Below are 19680 nucleotides of genomic sequence, written 5' to 3' on the forward strand. Positions count from 1 at the left end.
GAATTCTGGGAGACGATCTTGCGAAGCGGGGCATGCTCAGCTCTCCCGTAGCAGGCGATCAAGGACACCGACCGGCGACGCCGGGCACAGCCGTCGCCGCGCCTCCAACGCGCCGAGCCAGAGATCCGTCAGACCGTCGACCAGCCGCCGAACCATAGCCGCCGTGACGTGCGCGTACAGTGCCTGAACCGAGCCGTCCGCGTGCCCCATCTGCGCGTCCATCAGCGTCGCCGAGGTGCCCAGCTCGACCATCATCGTCTTGCAGCTGTGACGCAGACCGTGCGGTGTCAGACCCGGTGCGATCGGCGTCCAGCAGCACTGAGCACGCCCCGCAGCATCGCGGCCCCGGACCGGGAGCCCGGCCACGGTTCGGCCAGCAGCGGCACCGGGCGGGACGCGAGCGGCGCCTTGGCCGGATACCAGCCCGAGACCGCCGGATGGAACAGCCACGTGGCGAACCCGTTCCGGCGCCAGTGCGGTGCCAACTCCCCGCCGGCTGCACCCCGGACGTACCCGAGATCGGCGATGGCCTGTTCCACGCGCCGCCGAGTCACGTCGGCCACGGAGGCCCGCTGGTTGAGCACGGCGGACGCCGTTCCGATCGAGACGCCAGCGGCCCGGGCCACGTCGATCAGCTTCGGGCCTGGACGTTGCGCCGCGTGATTGGCCGCCCGGTGCCCGCTGAACACGTACCGCTTCCCGTGGCAGGCGCACGGCGCAGGCCGGGTACGAGCGATCTGGTCCTGCAGCAGCCCCGTGAGCCAGCCCGGCACGGCAACCGTGCGCCGTGACTCGTCCTTGGGCGGACAGCGCTCGAACACACCGTTATCCAGTTCGTACAGTTGACACTCCACCCGCACGGCCTCTTTGCGGACGTATGCCGCTTCCAGACCGACGAGCTCGCGTAATTCTTGTAGGCACAGCAGCGCGCCCACACATATGCCGATTCGCCGACCAGGCTAGGGCTGGCGCTCGTCAACTGCCCGCGTCGACATCGAAGCACAGGCCGCAGACGCAGGATCGCGGGAGCCGGATCAACCGGGCTAGTAGTGAGCCATTTTCATCCTGACCCTGCAGCTCAAGGCCGGTGCGGCAAGCCCGGGGATCGATGAGGGCGAGGCTCCAGGTAAGACAGCAGTCGACCAAGATCCGATGCCCCGACCGGGAGCCTCGCTGTGCTGTCTTACCCCGCCACAATCCCGCTGTCCAGCCGAACCCTCACGCACCTCGCCGACCGCATCCGCCGGCACTGCCGTCAGCGCCGGTCGCGGTGGCGGCGCCTCGACCCAGCCCGTCAGGCCCTGCTCGCGCTGGCGCATCTGCGCAACGGCGACACCTACACCCGCCTCGCTGCCGGGTTCGGCGTCGGCGTGGCCACCGCCTGGCGCTACGTCCAGGAAGCGATCGCCCTGCTCGCCGCGGCCGCCGAGGACCTGGCCACCGCGATGGCCCGCATCCGTGCCCTCGCGTTCGCGATTCTGGACGGCACCCTCATCCCGATCGACCGTGTCGCGGACCAGCGGCCGTACTACTCCGGCAAGCATCGACGGCACGGCGTCAACGTCCAGGTCATCGCCGATGCCGCCGGACGACTCGTCTGGGCCTCGGCAGCGCTGCCCGGCGCCGCGCACGACCTGACCGCTGCCCGCACCCACGGCATCCTCGACGCCCTGGCCAACGCGAACGTCATGACGTTCGCCGACAAGGGCTACCAAGGCGCTGGTGGAACCGTGCGGACGCCGTTCAAGCGCCATCGGCACCGGCCGCGGCTGTCTCGCCGGCAGAAGGCGGTGAACAAGGCGCTCGCGAAGATCCGCGCCTGCGGCGAACGAGCGATCGCCGCCCTCAAGACCTGGAAACTCCTGACCAAGCTGCGCTGCTGCCCGCGCCGAGCCACCACGATCGTGCAGGCAATCCTCGTCCTGCACCACGTCGAGACCAGCCGCTACTCAGGATGAAAATGGCTCAGTGGGCGATAGCGTATGCAGTATGGCTGAAGAAGGGGCAGCACCGTTCAAAGTAGAGCATCTGCGGGGAGCGACTAATACGGTCGGCCGCGAATTGTTTACATATTGCCTCAATCTGGAAAATTCGGAAATAGGCGAAATCGAAGATAGCCTTTCAGCATTGCCCGACCATATAGGTTCAGCTCTTGCCGAGATGGTCGACACCCTGACGGCATTTAAGGTTCGGTCGGCAATATCCGACGTGCCGCTTGAGTTACTAATCGACGGATTGTCGGTAATTGATAGTGGTGGCAAAAGGTCGTCTATCTTCAACGCCTGGCGCATTCGCTGTGGAGGACTCATACCAGATTTTAGGACTGGCGACCCTCTTATGGACGTCTTGGCGCCATATCTGTCAGATATATACCCGACGACAATCTTATTCCGCCATCTGACTGGTCAGCCATGGCGGTTTCAGGTCATGCCGTCCTTCGGCTCGGACGTTGACCTGATGAGGGATTTCGGCGATGCCGTCCTCGCCGACCCGGCTTTGTCTCGACTTTTTCCGAACCGCGCCGAAGACAGCTTGCAGGTTTCAGCACACTTCTTGAGCAACACGGGCCGCGCTGGAACACTTCAGCTTCCAATTTTGCCATCGGCAATATTCGGTGCAGCGTATGCCATGTTCCGATTGCGGCAGCAATCGTCAGCACCAGACCTTCGCGACTCGGTCGCAACGACGATAGACCTTTTGCGATCACTCGCGGGAGGTAGAACCGTTTCGGTACCAGCTTGGATCGGGGTTGGGAATATTGCGATTCCGGAAGATCTGCTCGAATTGCCGTGGGGAAATTTGCTGAAATACCCCGAACCAACTCAACTTGAAATAATTCCTTCAGGGGCCCGGCCTGCGGTGGGCACAGACACCGAAGGTGCGAATGTAACTTTGGGTGCGATCCTGGAAACACGGTTCGCCGCCCAAATCGTCGTAACAGATCAGCCGCCGTCCAGTGAAGTCGCAACCGTATGGCCTGCAACGATGGCGCGAGAATTCGCAAAACTTGATGGTCACTTCGCGAACACTTCGCTGGCGGCGACGCTGGCGACAGAGAGAAATCCTCCTGCGGGATGCAGGCGCCTCTGGACCGCAATATTCGATCCCACTTCCTTCGGGCACCATTTGTCTTTTAGGACTGATGCAACACCGCCAGTTGCCCCCCATATTTTCTCGCCCTCGGAAGCGGATTCACTGCAACAATGGTCGCAGATTCTGAATTCCACGTCTGTTGCGAAGTTCAGCATTTCACAGCGCCGAATACTATCTGCAGTAGCCGAACGCGTGGACCCAGTAGACGGTTTTATCGACGTCATTGTCGCATGGGAAAGTCTCTTTGCCGGCACCGATCAGGGTGAACTCTCGTTCCGCATTTCATCGGCAATGGCTTCCCTGCTGTACGAAAGGGGCCCCGATCGCATAGCGGAACAAAAGCGCCTTGTTGCACTGTATAACAAGCGCAGCAAAGTGCTACACGGGGCCCAGGAGATTACACCTGAAGATGCGCTTGAAAGCCGCGACTATGCCGTGCGAGCAATCCTCGAATGCATTCGAAGGCTCTTTCATGACTATCCGGAAATGCTGCAAGACCCCAACCGCTCCAAGGCCATTATTCTTAATCTGTAGTGCCGCGCCTTCCAATCAGCCGTGGGAAGGCAAGCGTGCGACCGTTGGCCGGGCCGCGTCCGTATCGGGGTCGGTGGCCCAATGGGTCGGGCCACCCTCCTGGCCCGACCGGCCGTACCCCCACTCGCTCAGTGACCGGCGCCGCTACTCACGGGCACATACGATCGACGCCGCTCCTCTAACCGGGCGCAAACTTTCCATACGTCTTCAAGGCGGCCTTCGGCCGCTGCGCGGTCCGCTCGGGACTCGCCGCCTTGCCGCTTCGCTCACGCCCCGGCGGACCGCGCGCACCCCGGCCGCATACGACGATGCCCGGCGCTCCGCCGTTGGGCGTACACCGGGCATCCGTCGAACGATCAAGCAATAGGTCGAACCCTGTGCCGTCCCGCGCAGGGGACTACGTCTACGCGTGGTCACACCGTTAGCGAACTACTTCACTACGACACCCAGATATCCGCCTACGGTCTCTGCGGCATCTTCATCTCTCACGTTGACAGTCGGCGAGAACTCCTCGATCGCCTTCAGATGATGCTCGACTGGCGCCGTACTTCCTGCATTGCCAACGTCGAATAGAGCGACGAAGTGATTGATCTTTTTCGCCTGACTGACGTGATCGAACCGGAAAAGTAGATCGTTGACTCTGGTCTCAACGTTCGCTGGTCTGTCGGTAAGGCTGATCTTCTCTATCAAGGTTATCTTGCCGTTTACATACCTATAGTCGAAGCGCAGGTCCCGGGAGACGCCTCGGATTGGGATGCTATACGTCACTTGGGGCTCTAGCTTGTGGTCTTTTGGAAATGCCAGCCTACGCAAGACATCGTTAGCGAGATCATCAAGTGAAGGCTGAGTTGGCCCTTCGTCTTTGACGCAGTCACGAAATAGCTGATTAACCACATCGGGCAGTGATTCATGGGTGACATCCGCCAGTATGACGCCGCGCTGCTCGATGATGTAATTAGCGGTTGCGCGGCGCCGCAGCATGTCGAGTTGCTCCTCGAACGTTCCACCCTCAACGTGGTGGCGCACGTAGTCCACCCACGCTCGATAGACCCTTGAACTCGCGACGAGACCACCGAGTCGACGCGCGTCGATCCTATCGCCATGCTGTCCCAGGAAGCGACTGCCGCCGTGCTTGCCCAAGAGGACAACCACGCCAACATTGCGCGGCTCATTACGGAGAACATCGGGAACGTATTTAATCAAGAACCATTTAGCTGACATCGCTTGCCTCGCCGAGTTTAAATGGCCAGGATGCTACCTTTGTATACTCGTGTTCCGTTCGAACTAAGAACTCTCGGATACGCGATTTTCGATACTCAAGGAACTGGCACAGCAGGTCGGCTGTAGCCTTGTTCACCAATCCAGCCATCAAGATTGCCCGAACCGCAGTTCGGATCTCGCGCGGATGTACAGACGATATTCGTCTGGCCCAGTGCTCCATTGAATCTACGGTTTCGACCAGACTGCAAAGCTTGTGGCCCTTAATCTCCACGTCCATGCCGGAGGTAAGGAACTTGATGGGGTCGGAACTTGCCCCGAGCAGCGCTAGATCATGATCGAATACCGCGGTGCCAACCTCAGGCGAATACGCCAGGTTTTCGTCATGACGATCATTGTTGGCAACCCACTGGTCAAACGCGATCACGCCGCAGGCTTCCCACGGGCTTTCCTTCGCGAACTTCGGCAGAATTGCCGGGGGTAGGCGGTCCCCCTTATCGCCAAAGCCCAGAGAAAGATATGCTGCCGCATTTCCCCCGATGCGAATCAGCGATCCTGGCGGCACGGGCAGGCCGATAGCTGCGCCGAGACGGCTTGCAACGAAGTCGTTCGCCACGCCGAACGGCCGGTCCTTGGTGTTCTGACGGGCGAAGCCCTCCACGCGAACGCCAAAGACGCCGCCCGACCCGCCGGCGGCTGCGCCATAGTGTGCGATGTGGAAGTATCCGAGCGCGTCTCCGGTGACGCCGCCGTCGACCACTACTGACCAACCCTCCGCTTGGATTCCGACACGCAGAGCGTATCGAGCGCGAAGGCACCACAGAACCCGACGCTCTGAAAGCCGACCAATCGGACGGATTTTGTCGCGGGCCGCGCTCAACCGGGAGGCAGGCCTGCACCCAGTCATGCCACCTCCCAAGTTATCGAACCCATGTTCGAATATACGTGACTCACGCACACGGTTCCACCTTCGATCATGGCGCGGCCCGCGGCAACGTCGAACCGCCCACATGTGCCCCTGTCGGGCTCTGTCGGAGGCCCGGCCTCCGGCGGGCAGGGCCTCCGGCCCTGCACCCGGAATCGGCCTCCGGCGCCTGGACCCGACGACTCCGGGATGACCAAGATCCGTCCGTGGCCTCCCGACGCACACCACAGGCAGCCACACCACAGCCGCCAGCGCCAGGCCAAGCCGCTCCGCGGTCGCCTCAGGCGACAGCGCCGCGCTGAGCTGGGAATGTCCCAAGCCGACCTCGCAGCGGCCGCGGGCGTCGACAAGCGGCAAATCAGGCGATACGAGGCCGGCGAACAACAGCCGGTTCTGTCCGTCGCCGTGGCGATCGCGAACGCCTGAAGGTCTCGGTCGGCGAACTGGCTGGCATGCCGAGCCACAAGGTCAACCTGTCCGGCGACTGGTGGGCGTCGTGGCAGACCTTCAAAGATGCCGAGGAGGTCATCACCGCGCAGGAAGTCCAGTTCCGCCAGCAGGGCGACCTCATCAGCGTGCAGACGACCACGCGCGGGATCGAGGTCGAGGACGGCGGCTACCACTGGCGCGGCGAGCTGCGCGTGTGGGACAACGAGGTCTTGATGGGCTGGTACGCCGCCGATGACGGATCGGTCCGCTCTAAGGGCACGATGTACTTCGTTCTGCATCCCCACGGTCAGCGCATGGACGGCCGATGGGTCGGCATGAGCCACGACGGCAAGGTGGTGACCGGCTGGGGCGGCATCGCGCGGACTGAGGACGAGGCGCGGGCCGCGATAGCTCGGCTCAAGGACTAGTTCGGCGACCTTGACGACCAGGCGGCGGAGCGCCCAGGGAGTGAGCCGGCGTGAGCGAGGAAGTCTGCGAGGTCGTTATCACGGCGCCGGATGCTGACTGGCTCGCGAGCTTCACGCGGTCGCTCGTGAAGGACCGGCTCGCTGCCGCCGGCCACCACACAACCACAATCCGTGCGATCTACCGCTGACAAGGCGAGATCTATGACAAGCCCGAAGCACGCGTGGCGTTGTACACCCGGCGCAGTCTCGTACCAGCAGTCATCGAGCGAACGAATCGCGAGCATCCGTACGAGGTTCCGCACGTGACTGCGGTCGTATTCGACGGCAACCCATCTTACATCAGTGGGTACTTGAGGAGACGCGCCCGGCGTAATATCCCGCGCAAAAGAACGTCATAACCATTACCCGAGTGCCGTGCAATATGCCAGTTGCGCGGCGCTGGATCGTGCCCGCATTCGAGCAGGAGGAGATGTCCACATGCTCACGAACGTCCAGCACCCGGCGTAGTGCGCCCTCGACCGATGCAGTGCCAGCCGATCGACTTCCGTATGCAGCGCCCATCGGTCGGAGCAATACCGTGGCACGTTCGATCCGGACGCTGGTAGTTCCATAGACGTCCAGCTCTGTCAGTACGGTACGCTCCCACCGTTCTTCCTGATTGAGTTCGCAAGTGACGGCTGCGAAGGACATAAAATGATACCGCGCCAAGCGCGCGAGCTGCACGCAGTGCTTGCTCTCTACCTATTTCTCCGGCCGGCCGCCCAGCTTCACAGCAGGCAACAGTGGTTCGACCAGCGCCCACTGCTCGTCAGTCAGGTCCGATGGGTAGCGCCGCTGCCGGGACGTCCCGGCCGCCCTGGCCGCATCAACATCGACAGTCACGCAGACACGCCGACCGCTACGGGTAGTCCGGGCGCGGCGCCGCCTTACACCTGTGGCACCTGCTGGACCCAGCCGCCGAGTCGCGCTGACGCCGGCTACCTGGCGGTGCGGTTCCAGATGTCGCGCTCCGCGTCGGGCGGGATCCAGGGGCTCGGCTCGGTGGCCCAGCTGGCGTCGTAGCGCCGCACAGCTTCGACGAACTCCGCTGGCGGCCGGTAGTCGTGCGCGGTGACGTAATGCCAGATCAGCGCTGGCGCCGCGAACATCACGCCGGGCTCGGTCGGCACCCTGATCTCGTAGTACGCCAGCCAGTTCCGGCCCGGCCGCGGATAGGCGATGCGGCCCGTGCCCGGCGGGCAGAACTCGCAGTCGTGCAGGCCGCGAGTTTCGTTGACGGGTGGGCCGTCGATGACGTCGAGTAGCGCGCCGGCGAACCAGGCCGGGACCGGGCCCCTGTCAAACGGGTGCGACGCGTCCAGCCAGCCGACGTTGCGCCGCTCGTACCGCGGGCGATAGCTCAGCTCGCCCCATTCGCGCCAGACGACGTCTTCGTCGTCTTCGTCGCTGTAGAAGTACGCGTAGGGCGTCAGGTCCGCGAAGTAGGCCACAAGGGACGGTACAGCGTCGGGTACGGAACCAGCCGACAGGTCGGTCGAGACCCTGCTCGTCGGTCAGGCGCATGAACATTGTGATCGAGGTACCCAAATGCGTGACATCGCCAGGCCTCGACATTACCCGGAGCGCGGACCCTCGGCGCGTGGCCCAACGGCTGGCGTACCTATCCCAGCCTCCCGGAAACGGTGACGGTATGGACATGGCGGCCATCGTCCACGGCTTTATGCCTCCGGCGGCCAGGGCCGCTAGCCCTGGACCCGTGATCGACCGTTGTTGACCTTGTTGACACGGAAGCGGTCACCGGTTCAAACCCAGTATCGCCCACCACCGACCGAGGGGTGGAGCCTGCTCAAGCGGCTCCACCCCTGTTCGCCGTTTCGGTGGTGGATTCCTCGCGCTCGCTGGCGCGTCTACCCAGGCCTCGCTCCCGCTCGCCCAGACCCACCATTGATCGCGTGCACCCTGGCCAGGCGGAGCGCCCACTGCAGCCGGATACGGCGTGCCCGGATCGTGGCTGTGGCCGGCTTGGTGGCGGGGCCGAGTCTGATGGTCGTCGGCGGGTGGTGCCTGCTACGAGTAGGCCGACAGCCGCAGGCCGGCGAGGATCTCGTCGGTGCGGTCAACCCCGTCGACCTGCTTGATCTGCACGTAGACGCCGTAGGCCCGCTGCGGCGCCGTAAGGACGACCTCGCTGTACGACACCGGTCCGGGGCAGGAAGTCCAGCGCCGGACATGCGCGCTGCCCCCCGCGGCGGTGACCGTGCGGTCGGGCTGCCGCACGCAGGGCTCATGGTCGGGCAGGGCCGGCGTCGCGCCGCCGGCCAGGGCGTCGCTCGCGCCGACGAAGACGCCCGGCAGCGCGCTCCGCGGGTCGGCCCAGGCGGCGAGGTCGGGCGCGATGACGAGGCCCGGTGCGTGGACGCCGGGCAGCCGCAGGGCCGACGGGTTCCAGCCCGCGTCGCGCAGGTGGCCGGCCCAGGCGCGGGGTACCGCGATCGACACCACCCCGGCCGCGTCGCGCACCCGCACCCAGCCCGGCGGCGCCGGGAGCACCGCCGCCGAGCCCGCGAGGGCCAGGGCCGCGGCGAGCGCGAGCGCGGCGCCGGCGAACCGGACGGGTATCCGCGCGGCCCGGCGCCGCCGGGCGCCCTCCGCGTCGACTCGGCCGCCGCCCGTAGCACGCCGGCCAGCTCGGCGGCCGACGCCCACCGCCGGCGCGGGTCCGGGTGCAGCGCGCGGCGGACGATCCCGTCCACTGCGGGCGGCACGCCGGGCCGGCCGCGGGGCGGCCGGTCGCCGGGCCGGGGCGGGTGGCCGGTGAGCATGTGGTGCAGGGTCGCGCCGATGCCGTAGACGTCGGCGCGCACGTCCAGGCCGAGGCCGGGCCGCGCCTGCTCGGGTGCGGCGTAGCCGGGGGTGCCGGCGGCGATGGTGAAGCCCGAGGCGTTGGCCAGCGCCTTGGCCAGTCCGAGGTCCGCGACGAGCACGCGGTCGCGGTCCCCGGCGGGCTGGAAGAGCACGTTGGACGGCTTGAGGTCGCGGTGCAGGACCCCGGCGGCGTGCAGCTGCGCCACCCCGCCCGCGATGTCGGCCGCCACGAGCAGGGCCTCGCGCACGGGCATCGGCCCGGCGGCGAGCCGGTCGGCGAGCGTGCCGCCGGCGGCGAAGGGCATCACGAGGTACGGCCGGCCGTCGGGCAGCTCGCCCACGTCCAGCACCCGGACCAGCAGCGGCGAGTCGACCCGCCGCATGATCCGGCCCTCCTCCTCGAAGCGGCCCCGCAGGTCGGCGTGGTACGCCCAGTTGTCGGCCAGCACCTTGATCGCCACGGACGCGTCCAGGGCGTCGTCGGCGCCCAGCCACACGGTGGCGAACGCGCCCGAGCCGATCCGCCGCAGGACGCGATATCGACCAATGTTGCTGGGTACTGGCACGCTCGTATTATGAGCCGACGTACACAGCCGATGGGGGCACCCGAGGCCCGGGAAGACCTTGACCTGGACCAGCTCGCGGCACGTGCGGGCGCCGGCGACGACGCCGCCCGTGACGCGCTGCTGGCCCGCATCGGCCCGCAGGTCATGCGCCAGTGCCAGCGCATCCTCCCCTGCCGCCAGGACGCCGAGGAGGCCTGCCAGGACGCCCTGCTCCAGGTGGTGATGAAGGTCTCGACGTTCGACGGCCGATCGAAGTTCACCACTTGGCTGTACGTCGTGACCGCCAACTGCGCCCGCCAGACGTACCGCTCCCTGCAGCGCCGGGCCAGCGAGCAGGCCACCCCGCAGCTCCCGGTGGACCGGGCCGACCCGCGCACGACGAGCGTCATCGCGGGCTCCCGCCTGGATCTCCTGGACGCCCTCGAGCATCTGGAGGCCCACCGCCCGGAGCTGGTCGCCCCGCTGGTCCTGCGCGACCTGTGCCAGCTCTCCTACGAGGAGATCGCCGACCACCTGGGCATCCCGTCGGGCACCCTGAAGTCCCGCATCCACGACGCCCGCCGCCACGTCCGCGAACGCCTGGCCTAGGTGTTCTGCCGATCATGGGCGGATGCCACCGCCTCACGAGTGAGCGGTGACCTGCGCCTACTCGTAGCAGCCCTGGTGGCGCAACTGCAGGGCCAGCGAGGCCACCTTGCCGTCCGAGGTCTCGATCCGCCAGACGGCATTGGCGTTCCCGGGCACCTTCGCGTAGCCCCGGTCGTCCCGCTGGCCCAGGTCGACGGGCTGCCAGTCCGGGTACGTCCGCATCAGCTCGTCGTAGGTCGAGCCGAGATGCAGCCCCTCGCGGGTGTGCACGTCCGAGAACGCGTAGATGGCGCTCACGCCCTCGCTCGCGTGGAGCCAGACGGCGCCCTCGTACGGCCTGTGGGCACCGTACAGAATCCCGGTCGTGCAGCCGTTGGTGGCCTCCGGCAGCGAGGCCACCACCTGCGTCGCGAGGGCCTGCTGCCGGTTCATGCCGAGTTTCAGCGAGCCCAGCCCGTCCGGGCCGAGCACGACGGTCAAGTCCTTCGTAGCCGACGCGGTGGCCGCGCGGCTGGTCGGGGCGCTGGTGCTGGCCGGCGGGCCGGTCGGGGCGCTGGTGCTGGGCGGCGGGCTGACCGGGGCGCCGGTGGGAGACGCGGGGGCGCCGGCCGGGGCCGCATCGCCGCTGTGGTGCTGGGGCCTGGTGCACGCGGCCAGCAGCAGGCCGGCGGCGAGGACGACGGTGGCGGCGGTCAGGGCCTTGGCGTTCATGGTGGGCTCCTTCGGGGTCGGCATCGGTTTCGCAAGGTTCGATGCGCCCCGCCGGAGGTTTGTTCGCCGGAGGCCGTGTCGTCTCGACGACACGGGATTCGCCCGGCGTCGGCGAGCACCGGGTCGATGACGTGTTTGCGCTCCGCGGACCGGTGGCCGGCGCGGACGGACGCGGCGGCCCCAGCCCCGAGCCGTTGGGAGCGATCAGGACGGCCGGGCCCGCTCGGGGCCCGGCCGCGGGGTTACGCCGGGGCGATGCTGAACTTCTCCCACGCGCCGATCTCGGTGCGGTTGGCGATGAGGGGCTTGCCGCCCCCGTTCTCGGCCGTCACGTAGCGGCCGTTGGCGTTGGCCTTGAAGCTGACTGTGCCGTCGGCGTTCGTCACCATCTGGAACTTCTCCCACGCGCCGACCGCGGTGCGGTTGGCGATGAGGGCCTTGCCGCCCGCGCTCTCGGCCGTCACGTAGCGGGAGTTCGCGTGGGCGAGCAGCGCCACGTACCCGTCGCCCGCGTCGACGATGTCGAACGTCTCCCACGCGCCGACGACGCCGCGGTTGGCGATCAGGGGCTTGGTGCCCGAGGACTCCGCCGTCACCAGCAGGTTGTTGATGTACGCGGTCACGCTCACGGTCGTGGGCGCCTTCACCCTCGTGAACTTCTCCCAGGCGCCGATCGCGGTGCGGTTGGCGATCAGGGCCGCGTTGCCGCCGTTCTCCGCGGTCACGTAGTTGCCGTTCGCGTTCGCCTTCAGGCTGATCGTGCCGTCGCCGTTGTCGATCAGCTCGAACTTCTCCCAGGGGCCGACGGTGGGGCGGTTCGCGATCAGCGGGGCGTTGCCGCCGTTCTCCGCGGTCACGTACTGCAGGTTCGAGCGGCTGCGCAGCGCCACGAAGCCGCCGCCCTGGTCGATGACGTCGAACTGCTCCCAGGCGCCGATGGCGGTCCGGTTGGCGATCAGCGGGGCCTTGCCGCCGTTGTCCGCGGTGACGTAGTTGCCGTTGGCGTTCGCCCGCAGCTCGATCGGGGCGACGCCGTTGTAGGTGGCCGTGTACGTCGTGGCGGCCGACGGCGCCGTCAGGGTGTGCGTCTGGGCGCCGTTGTCGGACCAGTTGCCGTACGAGTACAGCATCGTGCTCGTCGTCTGCGGCGCCGGCGCGCTGACCGTGTTCGTCGAGCCGACGATGACCCGGCGGGTGAACGGCGTGGCCTGGCTGGAGGAGCCGACGACCACCTGCAGGCCCGTGGGCTTGCTGGCGAAGGACAGCTCGACGGTCTTGGGCTGCAGGTCGACGGTCGCGACGCTGGTCAGGTTGGCGTCGTTGGTGGCGCTGAGCTTCAGCCGCAGGTACGACGGGTACTCGTGGTCCGGCGCCTTGAACGAGCCGCTGCTCACGCCGTCGAACGTCTGCAGGAAGTGGGTGTGGCAGTTGTCCGGAGCCGTGCAGTGCTCCAGCTGCAGCTCCCACTTGAGGGCCGAGTCCGGCAGGTTGCTCTTCGTTTGGGGGTCGTACGCATGGCCGGAGAAGCGCACCGTGTCGCCGACGGCCCAGGTGACCGTGGCCTCCGGGGAGTCGATCACCGCCGTCGGGGTCTCGGCGCCGGCCGTGATCGTGGTCGTCGCGGTGCCGCTCGCGCCGAGCGGGTCGGTGACCTTCAGGATCGCGGTGTAGCTGCCGTCCTTGTCGTACGTGTGCGAGACCTTGACCCCGGTCGCGTCGAACTTCCCGTCGCCGTCGAAGTCCCACTGGTAGGTGAGCTGGCTCTGGTCGGCCACGTCGGCGTCGGTGGAGGCCGACGCGTCGAACTGGGCGACGAGCGGGCTCGTGCCGGACGTCGGGGTGGCGGTGAAGGAGGCCACCGGCGGGCGGTTCGTCGGGAAGTACCGGATCCGCCGGACGGTGCCGCCGACCAGGTCGACGTAGTAGAGGTCGTTGCCGGGGCCCATCGTGAGGTACGCCGGATACGCCGCGCCGGCCAAGAACGTCTGGATCTGGGTCGGGTCGGGCTGCCCGTTCGCGCCCTTGAACATCGCCCAGATGCAGCCGCGGGCGTAGTCGGCGAAGAACAGGGCGCCGTTGTACGCGCTGGGGTACGACCCCCCGCCCGGGTAGAACGCCACGCCGGTGATGGACGAGCCGCCCGACGGGCAGGCCTCCCCCGGCACGATCTGGTTGGCGTGGTTGTAGGTGTAGTACGGGCTGGTCTGGCCGCCGGAGGCGTAGAGGCTGTTGCACAGGCCCAGGTTGGCGCCCTCGTAGCCGGGCTGGCGGGCCGCGCCCTCGAAGCAGGGCCAGCCGAAGTTCACCGGGGAGGAGGTCGACGGCGCCGGGATCCGGTTGATCTCCTCCCACGAGTTCCAGCCGACGTCGCCGGCCCAGATCTCGTTCGTGCCCGGGCGGATGGTGAACCGGAACGGGTTGCGCAGGCCGAAGCCGACGGGCTTGGCGGCGGCCGGGTTGGCCGGGTCGACACGCAGGATCGAGCCGTCGTACTGCAGCGGGTCCCCGGTGCTGCGCAGGCCCTGCGAGCGCAGCGCGCCGCCCTCGCCGGCCGGGTCGCCGCAGGGGTTCACCGGGCTGCCGAACTGGCCGTAGTCGACGGTGCCGAAGCTGGCGCCGTCGCCGGAGGAGGCGTACAGCGCGCCGTCGGCGCCGAAGTGCAGGTCGCCGATGGAGTGGCTGGGGAACTGCTGGCACCAGTCGTCGATCAGCGTCGTTTCGGTGCCGGTCCACTGGTTGCCCGCGGCGGTCAGCTTCGACAGCCGGCCGGTGACGACGCAGTTGCCGCCGGCCCCGCCGCCGGGGACCGGATCGCAGTCGTCGTGCCAGACCGGGGCGGTCTTCTTCGGCGGGGCGTCGTAGGTGTAGAGGACGTACACCGACGGGTCGTCCGGGAACGTGGGGCTCAGCGCGAAGCCGAGCAGGCCGCGGTCCCAGTAGTCGTGCACCTTGGCGGACAGGTCGGCGAAGACGGTCCCGCTCGTGGCCGACAGGCCGGCGAAGACCTTGATCACGCCGTTCTTCTGGGCGACGAACACGCGGCCGTCGGAGGCGAACTGGATGCTGGTCGGCTGGGTCAGGCCGCTGAACACGACCTGTTCCTGGAAGCCGTTCGGCAACGTCGCCGCTGTTGCGGGGGAATGTCCGAATCCGAGCGCGAATGCCGCGCCGGCGGCCGTGATGGCGGCTGCTGCGAAAACCGACAAACGCCGACGCAGCGACATATGTACGCCCCCTGTCCACCGTGAAAACAGGCGACAGCGTATCGCTGGACGTCGACAGGGTTAATTGTTCGATACGCCGAGACCGGATTGACCGTTCGGTCAGCGAGCGGCCCGCCGGTCACGGAAACCGGCGGGCCGACGACGATCCCGGCTAGGCGGCCGTCTGCTGATAGACGCGGATGTAGTCGACCTCGAGCTGGCGGGTCAGCGACGGGTCGGTGAGCCCGACGCCCCAGCCGCGCTGCCAGTCGTTGTCGACCATCATGTGCATGAGCAGCTGCATGGGGCCCTTCTCGATGGCGGGCGCGTTGGTGAACCGCGCGCACTCGACGCCGTCGATGTACCAGGAGATGTGGTCGGGCTCCCAGTCCACGCCCATCCGCACGAAGTCCTTCGAGTAGTCCTTCGCCGCGCACTTGCCGTTGTTCTTCTTGCCGCTGTTGACGTGCATGGACTCCTTGCGGTCGTCCCAGTGGTACGTCATGTACATCGTCGAGGGGTCGTCGCCCATCTCCTCGAGGATGTCGAGCTCCGTCTTGTAGTTGTAGGACGGGTCGGCCGGCAGCATCCAGAACGCGGTGAAGAAGCCCTGCGTCGCCGGGAACTTGAAGCGCGACTCGACGTAGCCGAACGTGAAGGAGTACAGGTACTTCGAGCCGTTGCCGGCGTTCGGGCGCGCCGTGGAGACCAGGCCCGCCTTGTACGTGCACGACCCGCCCTGGCAGGCGCTGCTCTTGTACGGCGGGCTCAGCGGCGCGGCGATGAGCTTCGCGGTGCCGCCGGAGACGACCACCTGGCTGGGCTGGTAGTGCTCCCGCCCGCCGTTGAACGTCGAGGTGCAGTCGCCGGTGTTCCAGTCGAAGCAGGGGCTGAGCTTGGTCTTGTCCAGCGAGCTGCCGTTGAACTCCTCGCTGAAGCCGATGGTCCAGCGCTTGCCGGCCGCGGGCGGGATCGCCGGGGCGCCCGGGGCGGAGCCGACGCCGGCCTTGGAGGCGGTGGCGCCCGGCTTGACCGACGCCGACGGGCCGGCCGGCGCGGACCCCGAGGGCCCCTCGCCGAGGCCCGACTCGCCCGCGGGGTCGCCGTTGCCCGCGGCGTCGATCGCCTGGCCCGTCTCCGGGCTGGAGGCGGCGGAGTCCTTGTTCAGGTAGGTGACCGCGCCGGCGCCGGCCGCGACGAGCAGCACCGCGGCGGCCGAGGCCACCACGACCCCGAGCCGGCGCCCGCCCCGCCGCGGACGCACCGGGAGGGCCGGTTCCCCCGGCCGATCATCATGTTCCGGAATGTCGACATCATCCGGCTGGAAACGCATTCGCCCGCCAATCGGTGCGCATTTGTGCACGTATCAAACACGTGCCGGACCAATTGCAGCGGCCACCCTACCACCGCTGTGCGCACGATCTTTGGCTTTGCCATGACGTGCGGCCGGGAGCTGCCATATACATGACAGGCCCCGGCCGCGAACCCCGCGGTACCGCGGATCTAGGCGTGGCGGCCGGACTGGGTGAACGGCATGCCGTGGTGATTGGTCTGGGCCAGGCGGCTGTTGAGGTTGCCCGCGTTGGCGATCTTGTCGTGGTACGCCTCGCGGCGGCGGGCCACGCACCCCGTCGGCTTGTCGCTGGCCGAGACGAGATCCGGGTCGAGGTGGGTGTTGAGCCCGTCACGCAGCAGCATCAACGCCTCGGCCCGCAGCTGCGAGACCCGCGACTCGGTGACGCCGAGCTCGTGCGCGATCTCCATCATGGGGCGCTCCTGGAAGAAGTACCCCTTGACGACCTTCCCGAGCCGCTCGGGCAGGGCCTCGACGGCGTTGTGCAGGTAGCCGATGCGCTCCCGATGCAGGATCAGGTCCTCGGGCCCGGCCGCCCGCTCGGGGACCATGTCCTCGGCGCTGCCGGCGGCGAATCCCTGCAGCGACAGTACGGCCGCCCGCTGGACGTCGTCGTCGATGGCCTGCAGCTCGTCGATGCTCACCCCGAGCGCCTCGCCGAGCTCGGCGTTCGTCGGGGTGCGGCCGAGCGCCGCGGTGAGCTCCTGTTGCATCGCGTCGACCTGCCGGGCCCGGGCCCGCACCGAGCGGCTCGCCCAGTCCAGCCCGCGCAGCTCGTCCAGGATCGCGCCCCGGATGCGGGTGGTGGCGAAGCTGCCGAACGGGATGCCGCGGCTCGGGTCGAACGCCTTGGCGGCGCCGGCCAGGGCCGCCATCCCGGCGGAGACCAGGTCCTCGCGGCTGACGTGGGCAGGCAGGCGGCCGAGCGTCTGGCGCACCAGATGCCCGACGAGCGGCAGATGCTCGCGGATCAGGTCCTCGAGCTCCCGGCCTTCCAACTGGACCTTGAGCGTGGCACCCTCAAGGGTCGTTGTCATCGGTTCCCCCTCGTGTCCGGGTGGACCCCGTGCAGGCGGTCCACCTGCTGACACGAAGAACTTTCGACTACGAAGGGTGCTTACGCCGTCACTTTCGGGTGCATCTCGGTTGCTGAACGGTGAGAGTCCTCAAGGCTCGGCGTGTCGCATAGCGCGCCGAAGCGTTCGAACACCGGTACAGTCGCGCCCGATGAACCTTGTGCCCCACGCGCCCCGCCTGCGCCGTGCCGCCCGCCGAGAGTTCGGCTGGGACACCCTCCGCCCCGGACAGCTGCCGCCGATGCGTGCCCTGCTCAAGAAGCGTGACGCACTCGTCGTGTTACCCACCGGCGGCGGAAAATCCGCGATCTACCAGGTTCCGGCGACGCTGATCGCCGGACCCGCCGTGGTCATCTCACCACTTCTGGCCCTCCAGCAGGACCAGATCGCCGGGCTCAACCGCCGCCGCGAGGGCCAGGCCGTGCGGATCAGCTCCGCCGAGACCCCCGCCCAGCAGCGCCGGGCCCTCGAGGCGCTGCGGGCCGGCACCGCCCGGTTCCTGTTCATCACGCCCGAGCAGCTCGGCAACCCCGAACGCCTCGCCGAGGTCAAGGCGCTGCGCCCGGGGCTCGTGGCCGTCGACGAGGCGCACTGCGTCTCCGCGTGGGGGTACGACTTCCGCCCCGACTATCTGCAGCTCGGGCACCTCATCCGGGAACTGGGCCGGCCGCCGGTGGTCGCGCTCACCGCCACCGCCTCGCCGCCCGTGCGCGCCGACATCATCGCCGCGCTCGGGCTGCGCGACCCGTTCACCCTCGTCGCCGGGCTGGACCGGGCCAACCTGCGACTCGCCGCCGTGCACTGCACCAGCGACGAGCAGCGCTGGCAGCGCCTCCTGGCCCAGGTCGAGCAGGAGCAACACCCCGGGATCGTGTACGCCCCGACGCGCGCCATCGCCGAGCAGTACGCCCAGCGCCTCGCCGACCGCGGCATCGACGCGGTCGCCTTCCACGCGGGCCTGGCCGCCGGCGAGCGCAACCGCCGCTACGAGGACTTCATGGCCGACCGGATCCCGGTCATGGTCGCCACCAGCGCGTTCGGCATGGGCGTGGACAAGCCCAACATCCGCTGGGTGCACCACGTCGCCCTGCCCGACTCCCCCGACAGCTACCTGCAGGAGATCGGGCGCGCCGGGCGCAACGGCGAGCCGGCCAACACCGTCCTGTTCTTCCGCGCCGAGGACGTCGCCCTGCAGCGGTTCTTCGCCACCGGCGCGCCCGACGGCAAGGAGCTGACCCAGCTCGCGGCCGCGCTGCGCGAGGGCCCCGCGACCCGGGCCGCGCTCGCCACCCGCAGCGGACTCCCCGCCCGCCGGATCACCGCCCTGCTGAGCCTCCTGGAACAGGTCGGCGCGGCCGAGGTCGGCACCGGGAACAAGCTCACCGCCCCGCGGTACGCGCCCAGCCCGGCCGAGGCGTCGCGGCTCGCCCTGGCCCAGTTCGAGCGGCACCAGACGCTGCGGCGCTCGCGGATCGACATGATGCGCCAGTACGCGGAGAGCGCGAACTGCCGCGGGCGCTCCCTGCTGGCGTACTTCGGCGAACAGGCCGACGCCCCGTGCGGGCACTGCGACAACTGCGCCAACGGCACCGTGGTCGTGGACCCGGTCGTGCCTGTCCTCACGTGGTGGCAACGGGTCTTTCGTCGTTCTCCGGCGGCAGCGGTACCGGCTTCGGCTGTCGCGCCGCCCGCCGCGCCCGTCGTCGACCATGAACGGCCGTTCCCCGTCTCCAGCGAGGTGCGACACTCGGCCTGGGGTACCGGAACCGTGATGGCCTACGAGCAGGATCGGGTCGTGGTGCTGTTCGAGCAGGTGGGGTACAAGACCCTCAGCGTTCCCATCGTGCAGAAGTCCAAGCTCCTGGAGCCCGCGTGATTCCCGACGATCTCAACGCCGCCAACGCGAAGCTCATCGAGGAGTTCCGGGCCGCCGGGCGCCGGCTCGAGGGGCGGCCGCTGCTGCTGCTCACCACCACCGGGCGGCGCACCGGCAAGCGGTACACCAACCCGATGATGTACGTCCGCCTCGACGGGCGGCTGCTCGTCGTCGCCTCCGCGGCCGGGGCCGAGCGCGACCCCGACTGGTATCGCAACCTCGTCGCCGACCCGGCCGTCACCGTCGAGGTCGACGGCGCCGAGTACGCGGCCACGGCCCGCCCGGCACCCGACCGCGACCCGTTGTTCGCGCGGATCGCCGAGCAGTACCCGTTCTTCGCCGAGCACCAGCGGGGCACTATCCGCACGATCCCCGTCGTGGAGCTCGTCAGCTCGGCGTGATGACCCGCTCGGGCTCCACGTGCTCGCGCTCGGTGCCCGGGACCTGCTCGGGCTTCCACCACGCGTCGGTGTGGTACTCCTCCGGCAGCTCGTCCTCCCACGGGTCCAGGCCGAGCCGCTCCATCGCGTCGAACCAGGCGTCCCGCCGCGACTGCGGCAGGCGGGCGCCGCACCACGGGCAGAAGCCGATCACGACCATCGACGTGCCGCCGTCGCGGACCGGCAGACCGTACTCGTCGAACTTGGCCGAGTAGACGACGACCACGTCCGGGTCGTCCCACGGGTCCACGTCCTCGTCCTGAAACTGGGCACGCATCCCGTCGCAGCAGTGTCGTAGCACCGCAGGAGTATGCACCGCTCACCGCGCCGCGACGAAAACTAGCTGATCAGCTGTCATGTGGGGGATAGTTCGG

General features: G+C 68.1%; 18 protein-coding genes and 3 pseudogenes. 8 read left to right on the plus strand and 13 right to left on the minus strand.

Features of this window, described 5'->3' with window-relative positions; all coding sequences use genetic code 11:
* Nucleotides 1-36 precede the first annotated feature (36 nt).
* Entirely contained in the window at nt 37-255 is a 219-nt protein-coding gene (locus ACQP1P_RS38100) for a hypothetical protein (RefSeq protein WP_433078705.1), read from the minus strand.
* Between the two features lie 32 nt (nt 256-287).
* Entirely contained in the window at nt 288-935 is a 648-nt protein-coding gene (locus tag ACQP1P_RS38105) for a LacI family DNA-binding transcriptional regulator (protein WP_433078707.1), read from the minus strand.
* A 240-nt stretch (nt 936-1175) separates the two neighbouring features.
* On the opposite strand from ACQP1P_RS38105, the gene ACQP1P_RS38110 reads away from it, so the two are divergent.
* Nucleotides 1176-1958 carry a transposase family protein gene (locus ACQP1P_RS38110; RefSeq protein WP_433077834.1) on the plus strand — a complete coding sequence of 261 codons (783 nt, stop codon included), beginning with the start codon at nt 1176-1178 and terminating at the stop codon, nt 1956-1958.
* 31 nt (nt 1959-1989) lie between these two features.
* On the plus strand, nt 1990-3627 hold the full coding sequence (locus ACQP1P_RS38115) for a hypothetical protein (protein ID WP_433078709.1): 1638 nt from the start codon (nt 1990-1992) through the stop codon (nt 3625-3627).
* A gap of 429 nt (nt 3628-4056) precedes the next feature.
* On the opposite strand, the gene ACQP1P_RS38120 is transcribed toward ACQP1P_RS38115, so the two are convergent.
* The gene (locus ACQP1P_RS38120; protein WP_433078711.1) at nt 4057-4662 is read right to left on the minus strand and encodes a hypothetical protein; all 606 of its coding nucleotides are present in this window, start codon (nt 4660-4662) and stop codon (nt 4057-4059) included.
* A 175-nt stretch (nt 4663-4837) separates the two neighbouring features.
* Nucleotides 4838-5605: a hypothetical protein gene (locus ACQP1P_RS38125; protein WP_433078713.1), complete on the minus strand. Its 768-nt coding sequence runs from the start codon at nt 5603-5605 to the stop codon at nt 4838-4840.
* Between the two features lie 474 nt (nt 5606-6079).
* Between ACQP1P_RS38125 and ACQP1P_RS38130 the strand changes: the two genes are divergently transcribed.
* The 3 genes and pseudogenes from ACQP1P_RS38130 (at nt 6080) to cutA (ending at nt 7025) form a co-directional block, all read left to right on the plus strand.
* Nucleotides 6080-6196: a helix-turn-helix transcriptional regulator gene (locus ACQP1P_RS38130; protein ID WP_433078715.1), complete on the plus strand. Its 117-nt coding sequence runs from the start codon at nt 6080-6082 to the stop codon at nt 6194-6196.
* Nucleotides 6197-6222: 26 nt separating this feature from the next.
* Nucleotides 6223-6627 (plus strand): hypothetical protein, encoded by a 405-nt coding sequence (locus ACQP1P_RS38135; protein ID WP_433078717.1) that lies wholly within the window; start codon nt 6223-6225, stop codon nt 6625-6627.
* Nucleotides 6628-6752: 125 nt separating this feature from the next.
* A pseudogene (gene cutA, locus ACQP1P_RS38140) lies at nt 6753-7025 on the plus strand (divalent cation tolerance protein CutA).
* Between the two features lie 355 nt (nt 7026-7380).
* Here cutA and ACQP1P_RS38145 read toward each other — a convergent pair.
* From ACQP1P_RS38145 to ACQP1P_RS38160, 4 genes and pseudogenes are all read right to left on the minus strand, one after another.
* A pseudogene (locus tag ACQP1P_RS38145) lies at nt 7381-7509 on the minus strand (transposase); the annotation flags it as partial.
* 95 nt (nt 7510-7604) lie between these two features.
* On the minus strand, nt 7605-8117 hold the full coding sequence (locus ACQP1P_RS38150) for a hypothetical protein (protein WP_433078719.1): 513 nt from the start codon (nt 8115-8117) through the stop codon (nt 7605-7607).
* Between the two features lie 577 nt (nt 8118-8694).
* Nucleotides 8695-9333 (minus strand): hypothetical protein, encoded by a 639-nt coding sequence (locus tag ACQP1P_RS38155; protein WP_433090474.1) that lies wholly within the window; start codon nt 9331-9333, stop codon nt 8695-8697.
* 146 nt (nt 9334-9479) lie between these two features.
* Nucleotides 9480-10058: pseudogene (locus ACQP1P_RS38160) on the minus strand (serine/threonine-protein kinase); the annotation flags it as partial.
* A 9-nt stretch (nt 10059-10067) separates the two neighbouring features.
* Between ACQP1P_RS38160 and ACQP1P_RS38165 the strand changes: the two are divergent.
* Complete coding sequence (locus ACQP1P_RS38165; protein WP_433078721.1) at nt 10068-10646, plus strand: RNA polymerase sigma factor; 579 nt, start codon at nt 10068-10070, stop codon at nt 10644-10646.
* Between the two features lie 57 nt (nt 10647-10703).
* Here the strand turns inward: ACQP1P_RS38165 and ACQP1P_RS38170 are convergent, their stop codons facing one another.
* The 4 genes from ACQP1P_RS38170 to ACQP1P_RS38185 form a co-directional block, all read right to left on the minus strand.
* Nucleotides 10704-11357 (minus strand): hypothetical protein, encoded by a 654-nt coding sequence (locus tag ACQP1P_RS38170; RefSeq protein WP_433078723.1) that lies wholly within the window; start codon nt 11355-11357, stop codon nt 10704-10706.
* Between the two features lie 242 nt (nt 11358-11599).
* Nucleotides 11600-14476 carry a PQQ-dependent sugar dehydrogenase gene (locus tag ACQP1P_RS38175; protein WP_433078725.1) on the minus strand — a complete coding sequence of 959 codons (2877 nt, stop codon included), beginning with the start codon at nt 14474-14476 and terminating at the stop codon, nt 11600-11602.
* A gap of 256 nt (nt 14477-14732) precedes the next feature.
* A complete protein-coding gene (locus ACQP1P_RS38180) occupies nt 14733-15824 on the minus strand; it encodes a glycoside hydrolase family 16 protein (protein ID WP_433078727.1) in 1092 nt (363 codons plus the stop codon).
* A gap of 239 nt (nt 15825-16063) precedes the next feature.
* Entirely contained in the window at nt 16064-16951 is an 888-nt protein-coding gene (locus ACQP1P_RS38185; RefSeq protein WP_350617221.1) for a sigma-70 family RNA polymerase sigma factor, read from the minus strand.
* A gap of 190 nt (nt 16952-17141) precedes the next feature.
* Between ACQP1P_RS38185 and ACQP1P_RS38190 the strand changes: the two genes are divergently transcribed.
* Together ACQP1P_RS38190 and ACQP1P_RS38195 are read left to right on the plus strand one after the other, a co-directional pair.
* Nucleotides 17142-18866 carry a RecQ family ATP-dependent DNA helicase gene (locus tag ACQP1P_RS38190; RefSeq protein ID WP_433078729.1) on the plus strand — a complete coding sequence of 575 codons (1725 nt, stop codon included), beginning with the start codon at nt 17142-17144 and terminating at the stop codon, nt 18864-18866.
* Nucleotides 18863-19267 (plus strand): nitroreductase family deazaflavin-dependent oxidoreductase, encoded by a 405-nt coding sequence (locus tag ACQP1P_RS38195; RefSeq protein ID WP_433078731.1) that lies wholly within the window; start codon nt 18863-18865, stop codon nt 19265-19267. Before ACQP1P_RS38190 ends, ACQP1P_RS38195 begins: the two co-directional genes overlap by 4 nt.
* Here ACQP1P_RS38195 and ACQP1P_RS38200 read toward each other — a convergent pair.
* Nucleotides 19254-19583 (minus strand): DUF6980 family protein, encoded by a 330-nt coding sequence (locus tag ACQP1P_RS38200; RefSeq protein ID WP_433078733.1) that lies wholly within the window; start codon nt 19581-19583, stop codon nt 19254-19256. The two genes, ACQP1P_RS38195 and ACQP1P_RS38200, sit on opposite strands and share 14 nt — an antisense overlap.
* Nucleotides 19584-19680 lie beyond the last annotated feature (97 nt).

The sequence above is a fragment of the Dactylosporangium sp. CA-052675 genome (genome assembly GCF_050947935.1).
Classification (GTDB): domain Bacteria; phylum Actinomycetota; class Actinomycetes; order Mycobacteriales; family Micromonosporaceae; genus Dactylosporangium.